This is a genomic window from Aquimarina sp. Aq107 (genome assembly GCF_943733665.1).
Lineage (GTDB): Bacteria > Bacteroidota > Bacteroidia > Flavobacteriales > Flavobacteriaceae > Aquimarina.
Genome location: NZ_OX030782.1, coordinates 3,115,109 through 3,138,519, shown reverse-complemented (window position 1 = coordinate 3,138,519; position 23,411 = coordinate 3,115,109). Strand labels below are relative to the sequence as shown.

Annotated in this window: 20 protein-coding genes; 4 read left to right on the top strand and 16 right to left on the bottom strand. The window is 30.9% G+C overall.

Annotation, left to right across the window (positions count from 1 at the left end; translation table 11 throughout):
* Positions 1 to 20: 20 nt before the first annotated feature.
* The 7 genes from NMK29_RS13470 to NMK29_RS13440 form a co-directional block, all read right to left on the bottom strand.
* Complete coding sequence (locus NMK29_RS13470) at positions 21 to 188, bottom strand: Lacal_2735 family protein (protein WP_035084574.1); 168 nt, start codon at positions 186 to 188, stop codon at positions 21 to 23.
* A gap of 85 nt (positions 189 to 273) precedes the next feature.
* The gene (locus tag NMK29_RS13465) at positions 274 to 999 is read right to left on the bottom strand and encodes a sulfite exporter TauE/SafE family protein (RefSeq protein ID WP_108803722.1); all 726 of its coding nucleotides are present in this window, start codon (positions 997 to 999) and stop codon (positions 274 to 276) included.
* A 29-nt stretch (positions 1,000 to 1,028) separates the two neighbouring features.
* Complete coding sequence (locus tag NMK29_RS13460) at positions 1,029 to 1,325, bottom strand: ankyrin repeat domain-containing protein (RefSeq protein ID WP_108803723.1); 297 nt, start codon at positions 1,323 to 1,325, stop codon at positions 1,029 to 1,031.
* A 19-nt stretch (positions 1,326 to 1,344) separates the two neighbouring features.
* A complete protein-coding gene (locus NMK29_RS13455) occupies positions 1,345 to 2,154 on the bottom strand; it encodes an arginase family protein (protein WP_108803724.1) in 810 nt (269 codons plus the stop codon).
* Entirely contained in the window at positions 2,154 to 3,794 is a 1,641-nt protein-coding gene (locus NMK29_RS13450) for a M1 family metallopeptidase (protein WP_108803725.1), read from the bottom strand. Before NMK29_RS13450 ends, NMK29_RS13455 begins: the two co-directional genes overlap by 1 nt.
* A 10-nt stretch (positions 3,795 to 3,804) precedes the next feature.
* Positions 3,805 to 4,743: an alpha/beta hydrolase gene (locus tag NMK29_RS13445; protein WP_108803726.1), complete on the bottom strand. Its 939-nt coding sequence runs from the start codon at positions 4,741 to 4,743 to the stop codon at positions 3,805 to 3,807.
* 45 nt (positions 4,744 to 4,788) lie between these two features.
* On the bottom strand, positions 4,789 to 6,129 hold the full coding sequence (locus NMK29_RS13440; RefSeq protein ID WP_108803727.1) for a M28 family peptidase: 1,341 nt from the start codon (positions 6,127 to 6,129) through the stop codon (positions 4,789 to 4,791).
* Between the two features lie 516 nt (positions 6,130 to 6,645).
* Here NMK29_RS13440 and NMK29_RS13435 point away from each other — a divergent pair.
* From NMK29_RS13435 to NMK29_RS13420, 4 genes are read left to right on the top strand one after another with little or no spacing between them, the layout of a single operon-like run.
* Positions 6,646 to 7,365, top strand: coding sequence for a hypothetical protein (locus NMK29_RS13435; protein ID WP_159092237.1), 720 nt, complete (start codon positions 6,646 to 6,648; stop codon positions 7,363 to 7,365).
* A gap of 4 nt (positions 7,366 to 7,369) precedes the next feature.
* The gene (locus tag NMK29_RS13430) at positions 7,370 to 10,135 is read left to right on the top strand and encodes a carboxypeptidase-like regulatory domain-containing protein (RefSeq protein WP_108803729.1); all 2,766 of its coding nucleotides are present in this window, start codon (positions 7,370 to 7,372) and stop codon (positions 10,133 to 10,135) included.
* Positions 10,136 to 10,140: 5 nt separating this feature from the next.
* Positions 10,141 to 11,382 (top strand): DUF4249 domain-containing protein, encoded by a 1,242-nt coding sequence (locus NMK29_RS13425; RefSeq protein WP_159092238.1) that lies wholly within the window; start codon positions 10,141 to 10,143, stop codon positions 11,380 to 11,382.
* Positions 11,383 to 11,433: 51 nt separating this feature from the next.
* Positions 11,434 to 13,206, top strand: a complete 1,773-nt coding sequence (locus NMK29_RS13420) for a hypothetical protein (protein WP_159092239.1) — start codon at positions 11,434 to 11,436, stop codon at positions 13,204 to 13,206.
* 1,103 nt (positions 13,207 to 14,309) lie between these two features.
* Here NMK29_RS13420 and NMK29_RS13415 read toward each other — a convergent pair.
* The 9 genes from NMK29_RS13415 to NMK29_RS13375 form a co-directional block, all read right to left on the bottom strand.
* Entirely contained in the window at positions 14,310 to 14,801 is a 492-nt protein-coding gene (locus NMK29_RS13415) for a hypothetical protein (protein ID WP_108803732.1), read from the bottom strand.
* A gap of 145 nt (positions 14,802 to 14,946) precedes the next feature.
* Positions 14,947 to 15,702: a hypothetical protein gene (locus tag NMK29_RS13410; RefSeq protein ID WP_254097223.1), complete on the bottom strand. Its 756-nt coding sequence runs from the start codon at positions 15,700 to 15,702 to the stop codon at positions 14,947 to 14,949.
* Between the two features lie 206 nt (positions 15,703 to 15,908).
* Positions 15,909 to 17,132 carry a PAAR-like protein gene (locus NMK29_RS13405; protein ID WP_108803735.1) on the bottom strand — a complete coding sequence of 408 codons (1,224 nt, stop codon included), beginning with the start codon at positions 17,130 to 17,132 and terminating at the stop codon, positions 15,909 to 15,911.
* Entirely contained in the window at positions 17,129 to 18,076 is a 948-nt protein-coding gene (locus tag NMK29_RS13400) for a hypothetical protein (protein WP_108803736.1), read from the bottom strand. The genes NMK29_RS13405 and NMK29_RS13400 overlap by 4 nt, the downstream gene beginning before the upstream one ends.
* Before the next feature lie 16 nt (positions 18,077 to 18,092).
* Positions 18,093 to 19,874, bottom strand: coding sequence for a type VI secretion system Vgr family protein (locus tag NMK29_RS13395; protein ID WP_108803737.1), 1,782 nt, complete (start codon positions 19,872 to 19,874; stop codon positions 18,093 to 18,095).
* Positions 19,875 to 20,192: 318 nt separating this feature from the next.
* A complete protein-coding gene (locus tag NMK29_RS13390; protein WP_108803738.1) occupies positions 20,193 to 20,840 on the bottom strand; it encodes a DUF2459 domain-containing protein in 648 nt (215 codons plus the stop codon).
* A gap of 74 nt (positions 20,841 to 20,914) precedes the next feature.
* A complete protein-coding gene (locus NMK29_RS13385) occupies positions 20,915 to 21,793 on the bottom strand; it encodes a sialidase family protein (RefSeq protein ID WP_159092240.1) in 879 nt (292 codons plus the stop codon).
* Positions 21,794 to 21,960: 167 nt separating this feature from the next.
* Entirely contained in the window at positions 21,961 to 22,872 is a 912-nt protein-coding gene (locus NMK29_RS13380; RefSeq protein WP_108803740.1) for an AraC family transcriptional regulator, read from the bottom strand.
* A gap of 1 nt (position 22,873) precedes the next feature.
* Positions 22,874 to 23,386 carry a hypothetical protein gene (locus NMK29_RS13375; RefSeq protein ID WP_108803741.1) on the bottom strand — a complete coding sequence of 171 codons (513 nt, stop codon included), beginning with the start codon at positions 23,384 to 23,386 and terminating at the stop codon, positions 22,874 to 22,876.
* Between the last annotated feature and the right edge of the window lie 25 nt (positions 23,387 to 23,411).

Here is a 23,411-nt window from a genome sequence, read left to right as displayed (position 1 = left end):
TTTATTTTAAAACTCTTACTTTATTCAGAAAGTTGTTCTATTCGTTTTAAAATTTCCTCGGCTTCAGCCTGTTTATTATCACTTGCTTTACGGTTTGTATGTGAGAGCTTATAGGATTCTTCCATTAACAAGCGATACTTTTTTTGAAGTTGTTCTTTCTCTGATTTTTTCTTAAATAATGTAAACATAGCTAACCTTTTCTTATAAAGGTAATACATAAGGCTTTAAACATATGAGAAAGTTATCATAAATAACATGAATATAGGATTTAAATTATCTGAATAAAATTACGATTCCTCCAATAGCTGTCATGATTAAAATAAACTTTCGATACTGATGATCTTTAAAAAGTTTGACCACTTTTAGCCCTATTATAAATCCTAGTATGACCCCTGGGATTAAATATAAATCCGTAATTATTGATTGGTAGGTAACTGTTTTCCAACTAAAAATATGAAAAGGTAACTTAATTAAATTGATTATAAAGAATAACCAAGCAGCAGTTCCGATAAATTCATTTTTTGGGATACGCATGGCAAGAAAAAATATGTTAGCAAACGCACCTGCCAAATTTCCAATCATTGTAGTAAATCCAGCTAAGAAACCAGTTGATCCAGCAAACCAAATAGCAGTTGGGATATTTTTCTTTTCGTAACGTTCCCAAAGAAACATAATAATTACACTTATAATTATGATGATTGCCATTCCCTTTTTAAAAACATCTTCGCTAAGATCTTTTCCAACAAAAACGGCAACCAATACTCCTGCGATCATCCAAGGAAGAAATTTGATGAGGTATTTCCATTGAGCGTGTCTGTTGTAATATATAACAGCAAGTATATCCGCAAAAATTAAGAGGGGTAATACAATACCTGTAGAGGCTTTAGCACCATGGACTAATACCATTAAGGTAACAATGAGAACTCCCATTCCTTTTAATCCAGATTTAGACATTCCGAGTATAATGGCAGCTATAAATGATATAATATATGCAGTCATTTATTGTTCTTTAAATTTTAAGTTTTAATTTATGATTTTAGATAAGACTGTAACAAGTTTATAGCTTTTTGATTTTGCTTTTCGGTTGCCACTGACAGTGCAGTATCTCCGCTAAATCCTTCCTTAGCAAATACATCTGCGTTATTTTCTAATAAAAACTCAGCAATATCAAGATGTCCAAACCTAAGACTTTCAATAAGTGGTGTTGTCATAGCTTCAGGATGTTGGTAATTAATATCAATACCTGTTTTGACGTAGTACTTTACCAATTCTAGATCACCAGTTTGCGATGCTAATAGCATATCTTTCCAATTACCTCCTGACATAGTTTTTAATAATATTTATTTAGGTATTCATTAATAAATTAATAATTTTTTCAATAGGACGTAATTCAGAAATATCTGTAGTAATTGATTCTAGAACACTACTACCAACGATAGTGAAGTTTTCTTGTAATGCTCTTATACAAGTTTCAGATTCTAAAATGGTAATACCATCAGCTACCCGATAATATGTTTTGTTATAATCATTTGGTTCTAGACAATCAAAATCAAAGTGTAGATATAGATTTGTAATATTTTTTGATCGCAGAGTTTCGACCAAATTTGTAATATTTATATTTTTTGGAGCATAAATTTCTCCTTCATCAATTCTACTTTGTTCAGTATCATCAATATCTCTTAAGCCAACATAATGTATTTGCGAAGCTTTAATTGTAGAGAATAAAAGAGGATTCATGTGATAGGATCCTTCTCCTAACAATGTTCTTAACGGCATACCGTGAAAATTACAGCTAGGGGAGTCACAAGGTTTATTTATATCAGCATGCGCATCAAACCAGATAACACCCAGATTAGGATATTTTTGATTAAGATAAGAGACGGGAACAATTTCTAACCCACAATCCCCACCAATAGTTTTGATTGTTTTAGGTTGTGTTTGATCAATTCGTGTTTTTAAATAAGTCAATTGATCCGTGATTGCATCATAATTATTAATATGATGTTTTCTTTCTCCATTTTTTCCAGCTGCTATTTTTGATAATGGGATATGAACAAATTCCGGATCATTAAGATAGTCCAAGATGGTTTTAGCACCATCCTCTATGTTTTTACCTGTTCCAGATCCTTGCCATTGAGGAAAATAAATTTTCATTATATAGACTTGGTATTTATATAAAAATTAGGATCGATTACGATTTCATTCGTTTTTACTTTTAGTGTTTGCCACTTTGTATTTGGCTGTACCCATTGATCTTTTCCGTTTATTTTTAAACGCACGGGCATATCAAAATCTTTGACAACATCAATATATCGGTATTTTAATCCGTTATTATCAAAACTATACTCTAAAGTAGGTATTCTTGTATCTCTTAAATATTGATTAAAAAAAGCTGTTAGGTCAATGTTGGTTTTTTTACTTAAATAATCTTCAATTTGTTTTGTAGTAACGGTTTGATGATAAAAATCTTTATTTAATCCTCTTAAAATAGTTCTCCATTTTTCATCATCTTCTATTAGTTGACGTAAGGTGTGCAACATATTAGCTCCTTTATAATACATATCACTAGATCCTTCGTTATTTACGTGATATTGTCCAATAATTGGTTTGTCATTTCTAATTCCTTGACGTGTTCCTATTACATATTCAGAAGAAGCTTCTTTTCCATAGTGATAATCCAAAAATAGGTTTTCTGAATACGCAGTAAAACTTTCATGAATCCACATGTCAGCAATATCTTTATAGGTAATATTATTAGCAAACCATTCATGACCGGATTCGTGGATAATAATGAAATCAAATTTTAATCCCCAACCAGTACCAGATAAATCATTACCTAAATAGCCATTTACGTACTTATTTCCGTAGGTTACAGAACTCTGATGTTCCATGCCTAAATATGGAGCTTCTACTAATTTAAAACTATCTTCATAAAAAGGGTATGGTCCAAACCAATGCTCAAAAGATTTCATCATTTTTGGAGCATCTTTAAATTGTTTTTTTGCAGCTTCAAGATTGTCCCTTAATACATAGTAATCCATATCAAGATTGCCTTTTTCTCCGTCATATTGTTCTCCAAAATGCACGTAATCACCAATATTGATATTTACACCATAATTATTGATTGGATTCTGCACAAACCAATGAAATGTTTTAGTACTAGGCGTACGTTCTTCTACTTTACGAAGCCTTCCATTACCCACATTCATTAAACCTTTTGGAACGGTAACACTCACTAACATACTATCAACTTCATCATACATGTGATCTTTATTAGGCCACCAGACACTTGCTCCTAATCCTTGACAAGAGGAAGCCACAAAGTGTTTTCCGTTACCATCTTTTTTCCATGAAATTCCTCCATCCCAAGGTGCTCGAACAGCTTCTCTTGGATTACCGCTATAGTATACTTCTATTGAATTGACACTTCCTTTTTTTTGTTTTTTGGTAAGCGTAACGAAATGAGCATTCTCTTCAGAGGTTACCTTTAGTTCTTTCCCATCCTGTATTACCTTTTCTATAACTAACGGTGGTTGAAGATCTACTTGCAGTACATTGTGATTTTCTAATACTTTATAATGAATTGTGTTTTTTCCTTTTATTAATTTTTTATCAGGATCCACTGATATGTCCAAATGATAATAGGTAAGGTCCCACCAAGCACGTTCTGGAGTAATAGAACCTCTTAAAGAATCTTGTCTTGTGAATTTTTGATGCTCATCAAAAAGTGAGGTTTGTGCAAATATTGGTGATAGTCCGCAAACAATACAGACCGTACAGAAAAACTTATTCATTTTGTTTAATTTATTGTAATAAAAATTCTAGTGGAATATGTATTCTGTTATTCCAACTCTTTTCATCATGCGCTGCACCTTCAAATTTTTTAGTAACCCAATTTTTACCTTTGGTATACCCCTTATCTATCATCATTTGATCTACCTGTTTTTGATAGGGTTCATACTGGGCATCTAACGTTTCTGTTCCAAAATCAAAATATATTTTATGAGTTTTAGGATCTGGAAGGGTAGAAGGTAGGGTTTTTATATATGCTTCTCCTAAAACAGGAACCGGCCAATGCGTTGATACACATCCTGCTGCGCCAAAGACTTCGGGATATTTACATATCGCATACAATGAAATTAATCCTCCCATAGATGATCCCATTATACTAGTGTTTTCCATCTTAGTATATACATTATATGTTTTGTCGATAAAAGGCTTTAATTCTTCTACTAGAAATTTCAGATATTGATCAGAATATAAATCATCAAAACCTGTATTTTGTTTTAAAGCAGCTTTCACTTCTGCACTACTGGTTGCTTCAGCAGGAGCTTTAGGCATATATTCAGAAAAACGTTTTTTTACAGTATTCCAAGGAGCGACCACGATCGTATTTTTAATCTTTGAAATCTTGATCAAACTATCAACAGCTTCATCCACACCCCAATCAATGCCTGTGTATGATGTTTTCGAGTTAAAAACATTTTGTCCATCATGCATATATAATACATTGTATTTCTTTTTTGAATTAGGATCATATCCATCCGGAAGAAATACTTCTACATTTCTTGGGATTACGTGTTTTGATTTAAAATTTTCATGTATTACAACTTTTCCTTTTATTTCTGAAGGGAATAATGAAGCGATATCATTGGATACGACTGTTTTCTCTTTGAAAGATTTTTGTTTGCAAGAAATTATACAAAGAAGTGCAAAAAGAACTATAATGTTTAAGGCTTTCATGAACTGTGTGGTTAGATTATCATGGTTAATATACTTAGAAATAATTTATTTTCTAAATATTCCAGAAGGAAACACTACTGGACTCTCATGACCATTTTTTCCTACTGTAGATATGCCAAAAAAGTAATTGTCAATAACAATACCATTTAGAGTAAAGCTGTCCACATTACCAACAAATCGACTATGATCCCAAGTTGGAGAAGTAGTATCTCTCCAGTAAATCTTATATCCTTTGATATTAGGAGTATTTGATTTCTTCCATTTAAATTTAACCGATGGTTCTACAATTCCTCCAATTTTAACTTCAGTAGGAGCAGGAGGTGCCCAAGCAATACTCGCCATATTGATTGCATTTACGGCTGTTAGTTTTGCGGCATATTCAAAATTGACGTGTTCAACTACATCTCCATATTTAATACCACCTTCTTCTCTAATGTCTTGATGTTGTTGCGTATAATTTTCGTGCGCTTCCATAATACGGATTCCAGCAAACCCTGCATCATTAAATGGACGATGATGGCCACCTCTTCCAAAACGATCTAAGCGATATACCATCATAGGATTCATCTCTGGCATATATGTTTTAGTAGTTTTATGAATATATCGAGCTAATTGGCGGGATATCCCATCTACTTCACCTCCATAAAAACGTCTTCTTTCTACTGTTTTTGGATCATCAGTGAGATTTGTAGGCTCTGAGAAGATCCTAAATGTTCTATTGTCGATAACACCATCTACTCCTTTGATATTTCCGATCATATCATTGTTCATTACTCCAATGATTTCCCAATTTTTTGTTTTAGCATAGTTTGCTAATCCTTTTCCTCCAAAAAGTCCTTGCTCTTCGCCAGACAATCCAACATAGATAATACTATTTTCAAATTTATATTTTGATAAAACTCTGGCCGCTTCTATAGCTCCTGCCATTCCGGTTGCATTATCATTAGCACCAGGAGCATCGTCAGTAAAATTGGTGGGATCAGTGATCCGCGAGTCTATATCCCCACTCATCATAATAAATCGATTTGGATATTTTGTGCCTCGCTGTATGGCAACAACATTTACTACCATCACATCTTTAACAATACGTTGGTTAGCTCCTTTTTTCACCAAATTTTTTTGATAAAATACCTCTAAGCAATTGTTACAACTTTTAGAGATATCATCAAACTCTGATTTGATCCATCTTCTAGCAGCACCAATTCCTCTTGTATCGGATACCGTATCGCTTAAGGTATGTCTTGTACCAAATCCAGCTAATTTTTTTATGTCTGTTTCGATTCTTTCCGAAGAAACAGCATCTATAATATCATATATTCGTTGATCGGTTTGTGCGGTTACAATAATGGAAAATAAAAAGAGTGATGTAGTAAAAAATGTCTTCATTTGTGTTAATTTGATCGCCTAATTTAAGTAAAAGGGATCATTGACTACTGCTCCTTAACAAATTTATAAGATGAACGAATATCATCAATCTTATTCTGTTATTTCATTACACCCTTTTTATTTGAAATACTATGATTTATGAATTCTGCATATTTAAAGTATTCGTTATGAAAATCTTATTTATAGGTTCTTTTTCTGATTACTAGTAAGCGTTGTTCGGCATTGGTAAATTTTGATAGGGGTTACCTATGTCGTTTATGAATAGAGATATATTTCGATAAGAAATACTTGACTACAGGTTAAATGTTTTTCTTGGAGATCATTGAGTATTTATTGCAGTACTACATTTTGCTAATTGTTCAAACGATCAGTTACATTTTAAAAAAGTGTGCTTTCTAAATAGGTTAATCTCGAAAGACCATTTTATTGTCAATTTCAAGAATAGTGCTTAAAAGGTGATAGTATTCAAAAGATACAGTAACGAGAAATATGGATAAAGTAAATAAAATAAATAGTATGATTGTTTTTTTGTTTCTAAACGTATTTGTTTTTGGGCAGATGCAAGATAAAAATCGCAGTTATGAGTGGTTTGATAAAGTAATCGGAAATGAGCGTACAGGATTATATAACGGAAAGCAGTATATCGATTTTGATAGAAATAAAATATTAGACAACAAACATGCTTTTTTTAGTTCAGACGAAGTATTAAAAGGTTCCGTTACATACGATTCTCAGACCTATTATAATGTTGGAATAAAATACAATTTAGAAACTCAGAACTTTTTAATCGAACTAAAATCAGGGTCAGGTGCATCTATCTTACAATTGATTTACGATAAAATTGAAGAATTTACTATTGAAGATTCTCATTTTATAAAAATAGAAGATTTATTAATTGATGGGGTAACTACCTCAAGTTTTGTTGAAGTATTATTTGAGAATTCTTCTTTTTCATTATTAAAACAGCACAAGAAAAGAAGAAGAGAACACATAAAAGGACAACGATTGTACTATAAGTTTTTAGACAAATCCAAATATTTATTTTGTATAGATTCAAGCTGTAGAAATATTAAGTCAAAAGGAGATGTTATTAAATCCTTTCCATTCTATAGAAAAGAAATCAAATCATTTTACGATGATTATAATGTCTTAAAAGAATCGGATTATGATGCCTTCATGAAGAAGTTATTCCAACAAATTGCTCATTCCCCATTTTTATCAAAACACGGTTTTTAAGGTTATGAAGAAATGTTTACTACTTATTATTTTGTTAAATTTTCAAGGTGTGGTAGCTCAGGGTAACGATTCGTTGATAACTATTTCCTTTGAAAACACTAACTTAAAAACTGTTTTACTTCAAATAGAAGAGCGAACAAATTATAATTTTTATTTTCAAGATTCTTGGCTTGAAGAATACAAAAAAATATCGGGGGATTATGAAGATGTGCCGGTAGAGGTAGTACTTAATGATATCTTCAAGAATACGATTGTTAATTTTTATATTATTAATGAAAGTGATATTGTTCTTACTTTAAACAATGTAATTCATGATACTTTGCCAGATGGTTTTTTTGGAAAAAAAGGAGTAAATAACTTTTCTTCCGAAATGCCTAATGATGAAAATATCTCTGCGGTTTTTACAGCTGTTCCTAAATCTTCGACAGCAAGAATTGAAACTGTAAGGATTGGGAAAGCTATCAGGAATAATTCTAATAAGAAGTTTAAGTTATTGGGGCATATTATAAACAGACAAAGCAACAAACCCATATCGAATTCTATTATTGTTGTAAACGGAAAAGACGTAGGTGTAGAAACCGATAATAATGGATTTTATGAAGTAGAATTGACTAAAGGATCTAATCTTATAGAAGTTAATGCTATGGGAATGGAAAACGTTAAGAAGCGAGTAATACTATATAACAATGGTAGATTAAATTTCTCACTTAATGAAAGTGTAGAACAATTGGATGAAGTGATTCTAGAGGCAGAAGTGAACAAAAATGTAGAAGAAGTAGTAACTAAAACAGAGATTAATGTCCAAACGTCCAAGAATATTCCCTTAGCATTAGGAGAACGTGATGTCCTAAAAGTTGCTACTACACTTCCAGGTATAACCACTGCTGGAGAAGGAGCTTCCGGTTACAATGTAAGAGGAGGAAAGTCAGATCAAAATTTAATTTTGCTAGATGATGCTGTGATATATAATCCTCAACACTTTTTTGGAATTTTTTCGGCACTAAATCCTTTTGCATTAGGAGATGTAAGTATATATAAAAATGGTATTCCTGCCGAATATGGAGGAAGGCTATCTTCTGTTTTTGATCTAACCACAAAAAATGCCAGCGTAGATAAATTTAGAGGAGAAGGTTCTATTGGACCCATAACAGGAAACCTACTTATAGAAACTCCTATTCTTAAAGAAAAATCCGGACTAATGCTAGGAGGAAGAGGTGTATATGCAAATTGGGTGTTGAAGTCATTAGATGAAGAATCTCTAAAGGATAGCGAAGCTTCTTTTTATGATGTAATTGCTAAATATAATCATCAAATCAATGATAACTCTAAAATCGAAGCAATGGGATATTGGAGCAGAGATGATTTTAGGATCACTTCAGATTCTTTGTATGTATATGGTAATAGAGCATTATCATTGCGATGGCACCATCGATTTAATGATAAGAATACTGGTAAGTTCGTTTTTACTAACAGCCGATACGATTTTGATATAGAGTTTGATGGAGAAACAAATAATGACTTTGACCTTGGATATAGTATAGATGAAACAGAATTAAAGTTTCAGTTTAAGCATCTTTATAACAAGCATATCAAGTTTGATTACGGTTTGTCTGGTAAATTATATGTTGTAAATCCAGGGAGTATAAAACCAAAAGGACCTGAGTCTATAATAGATCCGGTGGAAATACAAAAAGAAAGAGGACTGGAATCTGCTGTTTTTCTTTCAGGAAATATAGCGCTTACAGATAAAATAACCTTAGATGCCGGAATTAGATATTCTATGTTTAATGCCTTGGGAGAAGGAAGTCAAAATGTTTATGAGGATGGAGCACCTAGAGGTGAAGGTACAGTTATAGAGACATTAAATTTTGACAAAAATGAAGTGATTGAAACGTATGGAGGACCAGAATTTAGAATATCAGGGAGGTATTTGTTAGACGAAGATTTGTCTGTAAAAGCTGCATATAATAAAACATATCAATATATACATACTTTATCTAATAATACGATAGCATCTCCAATTGATACCTGGAAACTTTCTGATCTCAATATAAAACCTCAAAGTTCTCAACAATACTCATTAGGGGTCTATAAAAATTTTGATAATGCTGCTTATGAGATCAGCCTAGAAGGGTTCTATAAGAGATCTAATAATAGTATAGATTTTAAAACAGGAGCAGAGGTACTTCTCAATGAAAATATCGAAACTGTTATTTTACAAGGAAAAGGAAAGGCTTATGGAGTTGAGTTTTTGTTTAAAAAACAAAGTGGAAGATTTAATGGGTGGTTAGGGTACACGTATTCGAGGTCTTTTATTCAATTGGACAGCCCATTTAGAGAAGAACAGGTTAATAATGGAGATTTCTTTCCATCAAATTTTGATAAACCACATGATTTTAGCCTTGTTGCTAATTATAAATTAACGAAGCGATTTAGTCTATCAACTAATTTAGTATACCAGACAGGTAGACCAGTGACCTTTCCTGTAGGCAACTTTGTTTTTAATGGAGCAGAATATCCAGTGTTTAGCGATAGAAATAAATTTAGAATACCTGATTTTTATAGATTAGATATTGGAATTAATATTGAAGGAAATCATAAACGAAAGAAACTGGCTCACAGTTTCTGGACGATATCAGTTTATAATGTATTAGGACGTGACAATCCATTTTCAGTATTCTTTGTAACAGAAAATGGAGAGGTTAAAGGATTAAAAAGTTCAATATTTTCTGTTCCTGTACCTTCTATTACTTATAATTTTAAATTTTAATGATGATGAAACTCTTTGAAAAAATAATGATGAGTATGCGTATGAAGAGCGTATTATTTTTCTTTCTTTCTTGTATGGTACTATCTAATTGTGTAGAACCTTTCGATTTTGAAACCGAAGATTTTGAGAGTATCCTGGTTATTAACGCTACTATAACTAATGAATTAAAAAATCAACAACTTGTATTATCAAGGACTTATAGATTTGAGGAAGACGGTCCACTTAAGGAGCAGAATGCAGAAGTTAAGATACTGGATGATCATGATAATGAATACCTCTTTAATGAAACTTCTCCCGGAATATATACTTCTATAGAAGCGTTTAATGCAGAATTAGGAAAAGAATATAGACTATCAATTAAGACAGAAAATGGAAAATCATATATTTCAGCTGTCGCTACATTACCACAAGAATCAGTTATTGATAATCTATATCCAAAACGAATGTTTAATGATGATGATGTGGAAGGTGTGGGTATATTAATTGATAGTTTCGACCCCACTGGTAATTCAGTTTACTATCGTTACGAGTATGAAGAGACATATAGGATTGTAGCTTCGTTATGGGTTCCCAGAGATTTGAGAGATGTTTTGATTGGTAGTGAAACTTTAATGATTGAGACTATAGAATATACTCCCAGGCCTATAGAAGAAAGAGTGTGTTATAATACAAGGGTATCTAATGAGATTATTATAACGAATACTACCACATTTACTGAAGACCGAGTTACAGAATTTCCTGTAAAGTTTATAAATGCTGAAGATATAAGTGTTGCTGATCGTTATAGTATTCTGGTTAGACAATATGTACAATCAAGAGAAGCGAATCAATTCTATGAAACATTAAATAGATTTTCTCAATCCGAAAGCTTATTCTCTCAGGTTCAATCTGGATTCATTGCAGGAAACATCATTTCAGAAAGTAATACTGGTGAGAATGTATTGGGGTTTTTTGATGTTTCTTCTGTATCGTCAAAACGTATTTTTTTTGATAGAAGCGACCTTATATCAGATCTTCCTCAATTTTCTCCAGGCTGTGATCGGATAATACCAGTGCTCAGAGAAGAAGAAACTATTGAAAATTATAATATACGATTACTAGGTTTTATACAAGCAGAAGAATTCAGGTTTTTTGAAGAATATCGCAATTCTAATCCAATAGACGGATTCTTTGCCTTTGTAAGACGTGGATGTGGTGACTGTACTGAATTTGGACAAAGTATTGTTCCAGATTTTTGGATAGATTAAACCTGGTTAAAGTGGTTATAAATAATAAATGTTTAATGTAAAATTATTTCTGTGGATATAAGATTTCTTTTATATAGTATGCTTTTATTCTGGTCTAGTCTTCAGGCACAACGCCAATCTATTTTAAAAACAGTAGAAGATTTGGCGGGGTATGATAAAGTATCTCAGGAAAAGGTTTTTATACATTACAATGCTACAGTGTTATTAGCAGGAGAATATTTGTATTATAGTTTATATTGTTTGAATGTTCATAATGATCATTTAAGTGATATTAGCAAAGTTGCATATGTAGAACTTATTGACGAAAGTAATAAAGCTGTTTTTAAGCATAAAGTCAAACTTGAAAATGGCTTAGGACAAGGAGATTTTTTTCTTCCTGTATCTGTTCCTTCAGGGAATTATAAATTGATAGGATATACACAGTGGATGCTAAATGCTAAAAAAAATCTTTTGTTTCAGGGAGATCTAAGTATAATAAACCCATATCAAGTAAATCAAAAAGCCATTCTTGCAGAAAATGAATCAGATGATTCTATTGTAACTTCAATACCATTAAAACGGATTGAAAGGAAAAATAACAAAAAGCTAAACGTTAATATTGATAAGCAGATTTTGAATAAAAGAAATTTGGTTGTATTAACAATAAGTGAAGCGTTTTCTGGCATGAAAAAAGGTAATTATTCTGTCTCTGTTAGAAAAAAAAAACATTTTGTTTCTTCAGAACCGCTCTCATCAGATGACTTTTTGATATTGGATACTAAATCTGTCAAAAATCAGTCAAAATCCATAAAGTCTTCAGTCTTTTTTCCCGAAATGCGTGGAGAATTGATTTATGGTAGAATTATACCTCAAGAACCTACTTTACCAATTATAGATATTGATGTGGCATTGTCAGTTCCGGGAAGAACAGATGATGTGAAAATTATAGCTACTGACGAAAACGGAAGCTTTATTTTTAATCTAGATAAAAATTATGAGGAAAATAACTTTATAATTCAGATTCTAGGAGAGAATAAGAATGATTATAAAATTGAACTTAGTCTAACCCCTGCATTTAGTTATCCTAACTTTGATTTTTATAAATTTCGGATTACAGAGGAGCTAGAAGATGATATTATCCAACAGAGTGTTTATAATCAGATTGAAAATAGTTATTTTAATGTAAAACCAGATACCATACAGAAATATGAAAGTTCTGTTCCTTTCTATGGTAGTCCTGACGAAACATTCAATCTAGATGAATACACAAGGTTTCCTACCGTAAAAGAAACGATTATAGAAGTTGTAAATAATGTATGGACTAGAACAAATAAAAAGGGAGAAAAGGTATTCGTTATTAGAGGAAATAATCCCACTCAAGAGGATTATAATTTTCCACCACTTGTTATTGTAGATGGCATTGTAGAACAAGATCATGAGTATATTTTGGAATATGATGCTAGAAAGATTCAGCGTATTAGTTTTGTAAGAGATCGGTATTTTTTGGGGACTAAAATTTTTGAAGGAATATTAATTTTTGAAACTTTAAAAGGAGATTATGTAGAAGGTTTAAATAAAGGTTATCTATTACAGACTACTTTATCAAGACCACAAGCAACAAAAAAATATTTTACACAACAATATGATCAAAATGATACTACTTATGCACACATTCCTGATTATAGAAATCAATTATTGTGGAAACCAAACAATACCACAAAAGAAGATAATACTATTCTGAAGTTTTTTACTTCAGATGTTGTCGGTGATTTTGAAATATGTATTGAAGGATTTACAGATGATGGTAAACCTATATCTATTAAAGAATATATAAAAGTAGAATAAATAGTTACGAGTGTTTTTTAGCTAGACTGTAGTACACGATATTCATCTAATCTAGTTTGACAAATTTATAAGATTATATTATTGTTCCTTTATTGTATTGTTTTATAAATAGACTATTTATAGTTTTTCGAATAATTATTCTTTTGATTTACTGAGATATTGGTTTAAGTTTTTCCTTATAGATTTTATATGAGATATTTTTATCTAGGTTTTGTCTGACTATCCTTATTATTAGCCTTTAATATCTTATAATATTTAGGATCAGTTTTTATTTACTAGTAGTTAGTTCAGGGCACTCGTCTTGTAGTCTTGTCATATATACCAACTGAAAATAGTAATCATTCTGTTTTTCCAATTGGATATGATATGTAGGTTTGTAGCCTATAGTATAGAGCTAATTGTTTTATGTGTAGAAGTTCTTTGTTAAAAAAAGTGATATAGTCTCTATAAACATTAGCACCCATACCATTATAGTTAAAAACTTTTTTAAGTATTTCTGTAGTTATCACTTTATCTATTTTTAAAGAGATTTCTTTATTTACAAAATTCGATATAATATTTTTCGACGATAACCTTTAGATGTACCGTATATAATATGATCAGGATTATAAGATAAAGCAGTTTAAAGCTAAAGTTAAGGCTGTTAGAAAAGATGGATATAAGCACAAGTATTAATAATAAACTTCCTATTAGAATACTACAGCCATATCCTATCTTAACAAGTAAATTTAGATTATTTTTTCTAAACATTAAATAGGCATCAAATTAAATATTTACATATCTAATGAGTGGTTGAAGATATAGAACTACCATTGGCAATATCTTCCTCGGCAAAATCTGCAGCTGCTTTTATGGTAAATAACTACTCATTGTAGTTGAATTCTGAAAAACTAATGATTATATATTAATTTATTAATCTCCTTATTTACTTACTTAAAGAATTAGAATCTATATCAAAAAAAGATAAATATTATTCGGTAAAATCACTAAAAATACCTTCCTGATTTTTATCCCTACTACTAATTTTTTAAATACCTTTTTTCTTTCAATATATTTTAGATAAATAACCTATTCATAATACGTTATAGTATTATTTTTCTGTTCTATTTTTGCTTTAAAAAAATATCTCGAATTAAAAAAATAATAAATAATGATAATACACCTATTTTTATCAATTTAATATACTTTACTTCTCTGGTATCTTTTTGACTCGGTGAGTAAATAGCATTTTTATTAGTATTACAATCCGCACTTTTATCATAAAGGATTTCAATAACTTCACCTTCCTTTTTTGTGGTTCCTATAAATAAAAGATAAGGTGCATCCACTAAAGTTTTAACCCAACAGGACTTATCTGTGTTGAAGTATTTTACGCCAAAGACTACCTTGTTTGGTTGACTCTTAAATCCATATATTTCACTTACAGAATTAATTGTTACAGTTGTAAATTCATATGAAAGAGAGTCTTTTATTATTTTATCCTTTAAAAGTGACGAAATTGAATACTTTTTATATGGCTTAACAATAAACAATAAATCTTTGCTAATAAAAAATATGATCAATAAAACACCTAATACTAGCATCCCTTTTTTCATCTACAACTTTCTTACACTATATTTACACGTACTCTGAATGTTATGTTCTACATCCTCTATAATGGTTAATTCAGCATCATTAATAATTCTATCAAATAAAGAATAAATGAGAATCAAAGTCACATTTTTAATTTATCATTCCAATCTATTTACCAGTAGTTAATTCAGGACATTCACTTTGTAACATTGTCATGTATATTAATTGAAAATAAAATGGATTTACCTCATTGTTTTCATCTAGTAAAGAAATGCCTTGTTCTTTATACTCATTTTCTAAAACCTCTTTGTTATCAATAATAGCTTTATTAGTACAAACTCTAGTGTCTTTAGCGGTATCATTCTCAATACATTGACAGGCTTGCTTAGCTACGGTAGTAGTAATGGATTCTGAGCAACTGATAATAAAAAAAGCCAAACCTAAAAAAAGTAATTGTGTAGTTTTCATAATTGAATTATTAAATAAATACAGAAAAAAACTTATAAACAGCGGTATAAAAATTATCAAAAGCCCTTCTAATTGTCTTTTATTAGCAACAAACTCGTGAACACTTTGTTTATATGTTGTTTCTAAGTTATGGCGGTCTTTTACGAACCTGAAAATTTTTACATTGCTTATTTTCTTCTTTTCATTATAATTATATTTCTTATGTATATTTTCGGTGTTCATAAAAACGGTAATCATTCTGTTTTTCCAATTGGATATGATGTCATATGTAGGTTTGTAGCCTATAGAGCTAATTGTTATGTGTTTGGCAAGTTCTTCGTTGAAAAAAGTGATATAGTATTCATAAACATTTGCACCCATGCCATAATAGTTAAAAACCTTTTTAAGAACTTCTGAGGTTATTACTTTATCTATTTTTAAGGAGATTTCTTGCCAACTAGAGATTTCTTTACTCACCAATTTGATATAATGTTTTTCGACGATAGCCTTTAGGTATATCATATATAATATCATCGGTATTATAAGATAAAGCAGTTTAAAGCTAAAGTTAAGGCTGTTAGAAAAGATAGATATAAGCACAAGTATTAATATTAAACTTCCTATTAGAATACTACAACCGTATCCTATCTTTATAAGTAAATTTAGATTATTTTTTCTAAACATTAAATAGGTGATTGTGCTGATATTGTTCCTTGTCCGCTTATTAAATCCATAGAAGCAGCAATTGCCAATTCTTTCCTAGCACTTTCAGTAAACCAGGTAGAAACAAATGGGAGAATAAGAGCGACTACCGAAAATGATTCAATTTTTTTTGCTGCGGCTAGTCTGTTTCCTGTTCTTACTGTTTCAGAATTACTAGCTCTTTCTATTTGTACTTGATCTTTAGTAAGGCTTGTTCTTCCATGTTTTTCTATTGCTCTTGCTATTTCAGGATTTGTTTTTTTGAGACTTCTAAGTGCTGCTCTTCTTTGGGAACGAGGCATTCTATATAATCTTTCATATACAGGAAGGTTCTCTTTTGCAACTCCACGTTCTGTTAAAATTCTTCTTGCCTCTTCCCAATTCTGAAAACTTAATACATCCCCAATGTTTTCGGGGTCACTAGGATCTATAGTTCCTGTATCACTTATCCATTCAGGCACATAACTAAGACCTTCTACTTCATTTAGATTTTCATAGCTTTTGTTATCTTCTAAAGAATTAGATCTAATGATATCTTTTTCTGCTGTTGTTGCTAGTGATATCAATGGTGTACCTATAGCAGTGGTTAAAAACATTTTACCTACTGCACCCCATCCTGCAGCACCAGCTGAAACTAAACCAAAACCAAACAAAAATGAAATTGCCATATTAGCACCAACCTCAACAGAGTTTCCAAAGGCAATTTCTTCGGCTGCTTTCTGAGCTAGACCTGGATCAAGAATTGGTTTTAAAATCCCTGATTTTCCACAAGTCATAATGGACATTTGGGTAACTGCCGGACTTTGGTCTAATTTTACAGTACTATGTTGCAAAGACCAGGCTCCAGCTTCTAGATTGGGAGTACAAGTATGTGATACCTTTGCAACGACATACGTTACTGCACCAGCAGCCATAACGGCAGCTCCAACGGCTATGACAGCCCAACCTATTGGTCCTGATAAAATCAAAGCAGCTCCCAATAATAAGCCAGCTCCAAAAGCAAAAAGCGAACCTGCTAAATTCATAGGGATTTTGCAAGCAAAAGCTACTTGTATATTTTTATCCGCTATAGTTAATAATGGTTCTTTCTTACTTTTATACATTACAGTAACGGCACTTCTAGTTACTATTAGTTCACTAGGAGCTGGGCTAGTTTGATATGTACAAACAACGGGTGTTTTATTAGGAATATATTTTGCACTCATATCTTTACCTGTTTAAGATTAAACTCTGTTATAAATTCATAGTTATTCTTAATTTGTTCAGAAAAAACAGCTTTTCCTTCAGTTATATAGCCTGTTTTCTTATCTATACGATAAGATTGTCTATATATGTAGTTATATTCTGTAAAGTTATACTGTATCATTGGTTTGTAAAACAAATTATACTGTCTTATGAGCTCCTCATTGTCTAATGTATCTCTAATTAATGTTCCAACTTTTCTTTTATAAATAAAATCATTATCCTCTTTAATTGTAGTCTCTGAGATCTCCAATTTAACTTTTACTTTTTGGAATATCTGTGATATAAATGTCAAAGTAGTTATTTTTGTTTTATGATCTAAGTCTATTAGATAAGAATCAAGTAAAATGTTATAGAAGACATTTTTATCTAATGTTTTTATGAGGTTTTTTTCGTTTTTAAATTCAATATCTCCATTGTCAATAATATCCTTTGCGGCATTTTTATTAGCTTTTTTTAATTCTTGAAAAAAATCGGTGTCAGGCAATACTTTGGTTTTAAACTTGATCCAAGAATCTGATAAGTTATTTAGATTAAGAATTTGTTTTATTTTTCCATTCTCGTTTAATTGCAACGAAATATTTTCTTTCCAATATTCTAAATCTCGAAATGCATCCATTGCAATTTCAAAGTGCTTGGGTTCTGAACTATAAACATAATCTTCTAGAACAGAATTAAACACGATGTTTTTTTCTTTTTTCAGAAACTCTACTAGATATTCTTTTTTTATGTTTGCGTGGAAAATTATTGATTTATCACTGTGTGTACTATTTGTTTGTTCGCAACGATAACGTATTTTATTTGTTTTGTTTACCGGATTGAAAAAAGAATCATCATCAACTTGCACATTTCCCGAAGTTGTATCTTCTTCATCCAATAAAAAACTCAGTCTTTTTTTCTTAGACATTCCTTAAGATTATTTTTTAATTAATATCAACATTAGAACCAATAATCTTTGCATTTCCATCCAGATAAACCTGACTATTCTTAGAAATTACACTTATGTTATCGTTACCTGATAATCCTATAGTGTCTCCGATTACAGTGATATTTTTACCTTTAAGTTCTATTGTTCCATCTTTTTTTAAGATCAAAGAACTTTCACCAACAACGACTTGGAATATTTCTTTTGCTACAATGTCAATTTTTCCGTCTTTATCCATGACAAGCGTACTAGACTCCTCACCAACATTAACTTCAAATTTTTCATTAGCTTGTGATATTAAAAGTCCGTTCCCATCTAGTTTTATACCAGCAGTTCCTTGATCCGTTATGGTTGTAGAACCTTCTTTGTCATCTAATACTAATTTCGTGCCGCTTCTGGATTGAATTGCTTTGATATCATTTGCATCACTCTGAAAAGCTCCCGGTTGTGCGGTACCAGTATACATACTACCCATTACATATGGTCGTTCTGCATTTCCTCCTTCGAAACCAATAAGAACTTCTTCTCCTTTTTCAGGAATAAAATGAAATCCTTTTTCGCCACCTGCATGTGGAGAAACGACTCGTAGCCAAGGTGTTAGTTCTCCATAGGGTTTTTGCCAAGGGAACTGAACACGAATTCTACTCAATCCATCTGGATCAACATTTTCCATTACAGTAGCTACCTGAGTTTCACTTTTAGGAAATGCCATCATATCTGTATTGGGATATACATCTAACTCTGCTGTAATTCCTTCGAATTCATTATAGTATTTACCATTTTCTGAGGCAGTATGAGTAACTTTGATGATTCTAAATGAACCATATCCTGTCATATCGTCTTGTATCGTAACTACATCTCCTAAGTTAACACCAGGATTATCACTTTTTCCCTTTACGATTACTTGATTTACTATGGTAGCTTTTTTCTGTTGTATTACATGTGTATCGAGACGTTGCTTTAATTTAGCATCATCGTAGGAGTTAATATAAACAGCAGTTTCTTTAGAAAATATACTTTCACTTTTATCATTAGTAAACTGATTATATCCATTAACACCAGTATCCACTTCTGCTGTTGATTTCTCGTGTTGTTCATCAGTTAAGTAATCATTAGTAAAGTATTTATACTTATTAGGTTTTGGAGCCAATTCAAGAGAAAATTCTTGTAAATCAATTCCATAAGATAAAGGAACGGTATCATACTTAGTCTTTCCAAAAACTAATGTATTCCCGTTATAATAGAACCATTCGCTATATTGGGCAGCAAGACGAGTTGCATATTCATAAGAGCTTTCATTTTGCTGTACGCTATAATGTAAAGCATCTGTTTTAGTAGGATCAAAAGAAAGGGCTAACATAGAAATGTCATATCCCTGAAATGTTTTCTGTAAAATATCAGATAGAGGAACATCGTTATGCGATGCATAATGTGGGCCATCATCTGCTATAATAGAACTACTTTTACCAGAAATTACAACGCTGTCGCCGGTACTGTTTTGAAATCCCTTGGTGCTATTTACAGAAGTTACAATACCTTTAAATGCTAATTCTTTATAACCACCTATAAACCCTAATGGTTTTATTTGTACTACAAAGGATTCTCCTAAAAAGTTCTTAGTTTGAGATACCATCTCACCAGATAGTTGTTCTAAAACATCTGTCCTACATATCAATTCAAAATCGTGGTGTTCTGTAATTTTTTGTCGAAGAGAAAATTTCTTAAATGAAGTAATAGGCGTATCTCCGATGTAGATATCTAATTTTGATTGAAGTGCCATAGACAATTATTCTTTTTAGGTTCTATAGATTAGTGCTTTTGCGAGTATTATTGTTACCTAATTAACTCTATTTTTTCTATATTATTCCTTGTTTTCGATAAGTTGCGCTATTTTTCGTTTAATAACAGATTGTCTTACATTTCACTTACAATTTATGACTACGTTTTTTAATTGATTTACAATGTCTCTTATAATATGGTTATCATGATTGTATAGTATTGATTTTAGTTTCACAAACTATACATCAAATAAAAAGCATACTGATCATTTAGCTTAATTTCTAGAGTATTATCTTCGGAGTTTAGGGTTAACTTGTTTTTATTGGTATTTATTTAAAAGCCCAAAATCAAATGGCGTCCAAAGAGAAGATTTTAACCCACTTTCTTTAAATCCAGTATTTACCCAGCTATTACAAGTCTTAAAACAAGAGTAACTTCCTTTAGACTTATAAAAATCATCCATAGAAAAATACCCTTTATTTTTTAATAGAATTTTCATTCCTTTTTCATCTTTCTCAAAAGTATTTAATAAATAAATATTCAATTTTCGCAATTCAATCTCATTTACTTTTATTTCGACCCAATCTGAATGTTTTTGTTTATATCGAGTTATATGAATTAATGTCGAACTTTTCAAAAACATTGCTTTGAATGCATTGTTAAAAGTCAAATCTCCCCAAGTTGGTGTATTAATATAAAAGTTTTCATCTCCCCAACCGAATGATATGTATTTTTCGATATTTTCATATTTGATGCCTGATAAGAGCATGCTATCTATATCTTTTTTTGGTAATATAATATCTAAATGAACTCCGTTTGTACTTAAGTAAACAGATTTACTTAAATCGTTATTACTTGTTTTTGAGTTGATTGTTATAGCAGATAGAATCAATGATATTATTAAATAGGAAATTGGAATTAGTAAAATAAATAAAAGCCATTTAAATATTTTTTTTACAATCTTCATATATTATTAAATCAAGCTTTTATTTAAAAATGACACAAAACCATAATGATGTGTAAGTAGTATTGTGAGATATTCTAGTTAGGGATCCTTATTATTTCAGAACTAACCCATTTTAATTTTCCATTATTTGAATAAAAAATAAATTTTCCGTCTTTAGAAAGTGATGGCGCAAAATCCTGATTTGTGATGTTAATTTGATCTCCCAAATTTTGAGGCTCTGTCCAATTATTTTTTTTATTTCTATAACTATAGTAAAGACTGCTATTACCATTTTCGTTGATTGAGAAAATTATAAAACTTTCATCGTTTGAAATATAAGGGTCAAATTCATATTTTTCGGTACTTAATGGTCGTCCTACATTCTTTGGTTCCGAAAACGTATTATTATCTAATACTTTTACAGTGTAGATATCAAAAGAACCTTGACCATCAGCTCTGTTAGATGAGAAAAAAGCATTTCCTTTATCTGAAATCGAGAAGAAATATTCATCAAATTCTTTTGAATTTATAGGTTCAGGAAGTGGCTTGGGTTTTCCCCACATACCATTTTCATTATTAGCATACCAGATATTCCAATCCGTGTTTTCATCATTTTGGCTGGTTGGTCTTTCAGAAATAAAATATATTCTATCCCCTTTTTTAGTCAAAAAAGGATCAGCGTCACTATACTTTGGATCCGAAAAAGATGCAATTTTTGGTTCACTCCATTTTCCATTATTTTTGTTTGATATGTAGATGTTTTCTTTTGAATCAATAGTGGTGAAATAGATCTCATCACATTTTTTAATTTCAACGTTAAATTTAAAGCTTCCTTTTAAATTTAATATTTCAGGATTAAAATCTTGCGGAATTGTTTTGGGTTTGGATAAACCAAAGTAATTGCAGTCATTATCTTGTGCAATTGATATACTACATATTATTATACAGGAGAAAGAGAAAATTATTTTTTTCAAAATAGATGATTTCATAATATGCTCAAAGATTAATTAGTAATTTATTTCTTTTCAAGGTTTTGGGTTATACAACGAATTGTATATAAAACTTGATGTACAATTTAAACTTTTTCTGGTATGTCTACTAATTCTAATTGATTTCTATACTTTAAGTTGCATTGGCTGATTTAATTCATTTTATACTTTTTTCTGTATTCGCTAGGGCTGATACCTTCTTTATTTTTGAATAGTCGTGAAAAATAGGGAGGGTATTCGAACCCCAATTCATAGGCTACTTCTGAGATACTTTTGCTAGGGTTTAATAAAATATTTTTAGCTTCATTAATTAAGTATAAGTGTAAATGTTCGGTAGAAGTTTTTCCTGTTTCTTTTTTTAACGTATCACTTAGATATCTCTGCGAAACTGAGAGTTTATTAGCAATTTGTAAAATGCTAGGGATTCCAATTTTTTGCAATTGTTCTGAATCAAAATAGCTTTCCAGTTGCTGATTAAATTGTTCTAGGAGATCGTTAGAAAAATCTTTTCGATTGATAAATTGTCGCTCGTAAAAGCGATTGGTATATTTAAAAAGAGTACTTAGTTGGGAAATGATGATGTCCTTACTAAATCTATCTTGATTATTTTGGTATTCTATATCAATACTTTCTACAATCCCTTCAATCAATTTTTCCTCTTTGGGTGATAGGTGTAGTGCTTCATTGACTGAGTACGAAAAGAATCCATATTTTTTGATCTGATTTGCTAATTCAGTTCTTTTCAGAAAATCTTCATGAAAGTTGATGGAAAATCCTTTTTGTTCAAAAATCATGTTGTTATCCCATTGTAATACTTGTCTTGGTGAGATGAAAAATAGAGCACCATTGTTGAAATCATATTTGGTACGTCCATATGTTAAACTTCCTTTTATAATTTTTTTTAAACTAATAGAATAACAATCATTGGTAATAGGAGGAGAACTCTTCTTAGGGCACGGCAAAAAATTATTTCTAATAGAAGAAAAAACGCTTAGCATGGGATGTTCTGGTCTAGGCAGTTCCAGATATTCTAGATAAGCTGATAATGTTTTAAAATGTTTCATCTTATTTTTTCAATTCTTTTTCTACCGTTAACAGTTGTTTTTGGTAAACATCAATTCTCGCATGGGCAGTGCCGTCAATCAATAAAATAACAACTAACATGGCGATGGTGGTAATCATACTAGCACGCCAAATAGGTGTATTGATAAATAAAATGAAGAGGGCACAAGCCGTAATAATTATGGGGACAGCAGTAAAAACAACGTTTTTATATTCTTTTAAAGTGCTTTTGGTACGTTGGAGTTCTGAAGTAACAAAAGTTGTAGTATCGCTATTGTAGGCTTTTTTAAATTCTGTAATTCTTGATTTATTAGTAAAAAATAACCCTAACCCAATAATTACCAATAATGAGCCAGCTACCAATGTTGGAATAATGTAAGCTCTTGCTATGTCGGTTTTTCCCAATTGCCAAAAACCTAAGCTTGCAGCTATAAATAACACTCCGAAAAGAATGAAAAATGGTGTCGAAAAAAGTTCAGCTTTTGCCCAGTCTGTTGATGCTTTTAGAATATCCATGTTTTAATTTTTTTTCAATTATATA

What these genes read in the sequence shown, in the direction of transcription:
- NMK29_RS13465 (WP_108803722.1), bottom strand. Translation starts at nt 999, where the DNA reads ATGACTGCATATATTATATCATTTATAGCTGCCATTATACTCGGAATG.
- NMK29_RS13375 (WP_108803741.1), bottom strand. Translation starts at nt 23,386, where the DNA reads ATGGATATTCTAAAAGCATCAACAGACTGGGCAAAAGCTGAACTTTTT.
- NMK29_RS13380 (WP_108803740.1), bottom strand. Translation starts at nt 22,872, where the DNA reads ATGAAACATTTTAAAACATTATCAGCTTATCTAGAATATCTGGAACTG.
- NMK29_RS13450 (WP_108803725.1), bottom strand. Translation starts at nt 3,794, where the DNA reads ATGAATAAGTTTTTCTGTACGGTCTGTATTGTTTGCGGACTATCACCA.
- NMK29_RS13435 (WP_159092237.1), top strand. Translation starts at nt 6,646, where the DNA reads ATGATTGTTTTTTTGTTTCTAAACGTATTTGTTTTTGGGCAGATGCAA.
- NMK29_RS13430 (WP_108803729.1), top strand. Translation starts at nt 7,370, where the DNA reads ATGAAGAAATGTTTACTACTTATTATTTTGTTAAATTTTCAAGGTGTG.
- NMK29_RS13400 (WP_108803736.1), bottom strand. Translation starts at nt 18,076, where the DNA reads ATGTCTAAGAAAAAAAGACTGAGTTTTTTATTGGATGAAGAAGATACA.
- NMK29_RS13405 (WP_108803735.1), bottom strand. Translation starts at nt 17,132, where the DNA reads ATGAGTGCAAAATATATTCCTAATAAAACACCCGTTGTTTGTACATAT.
- NMK29_RS13455 (WP_108803724.1), bottom strand. Translation starts at nt 2,154, where the DNA reads ATGAAAATTTATTTTCCTCAATGGCAAGGATCTGGAACAGGTAAAAAC.
- NMK29_RS13460 (WP_108803723.1), bottom strand. Translation starts at nt 1,325, where the DNA reads ATGTCAGGAGGTAATTGGAAAGATATGCTATTAGCATCGCAAACTGGT.
- NMK29_RS13440 (WP_108803727.1), bottom strand. Translation starts at nt 6,129, where the DNA reads ATGAAGACATTTTTTACTACATCACTCTTTTTATTTTCCATTATTGTA.
- NMK29_RS13390 (WP_108803738.1), bottom strand. Translation starts at nt 20,840, where the DNA reads ATGAAGATTGTAAAAAAAATATTTAAATGGCTTTTATTTATTTTACTA.
- NMK29_RS13395 (WP_108803737.1), bottom strand. Translation starts at nt 19,874, where the DNA reads ATGGCACTTCAATCAAAATTAGATATCTACATCGGAGATACGCCTATT.
- NMK29_RS13445 (WP_108803726.1), bottom strand. Translation starts at nt 4,743, where the DNA reads ATGAAAGCCTTAAACATTATAGTTCTTTTTGCACTTCTTTGTATAATT.
- NMK29_RS13470 (WP_035084574.1), bottom strand. Translation starts at nt 188, where the DNA reads ATGTTTACATTATTTAAGAAAAAATCAGAGAAAGAACAACTTCAAAAA.
- NMK29_RS13415 (WP_108803732.1), bottom strand. Translation starts at nt 14,801, where the DNA reads ATGAAAAAAGGGATGCTAGTATTAGGTGTTTTATTGATCATATTTTTT.
- NMK29_RS13425 (WP_159092238.1), top strand. Translation starts at nt 10,141, where the DNA reads ATGAAACTCTTTGAAAAAATAATGATGAGTATGCGTATGAAGAGCGTA.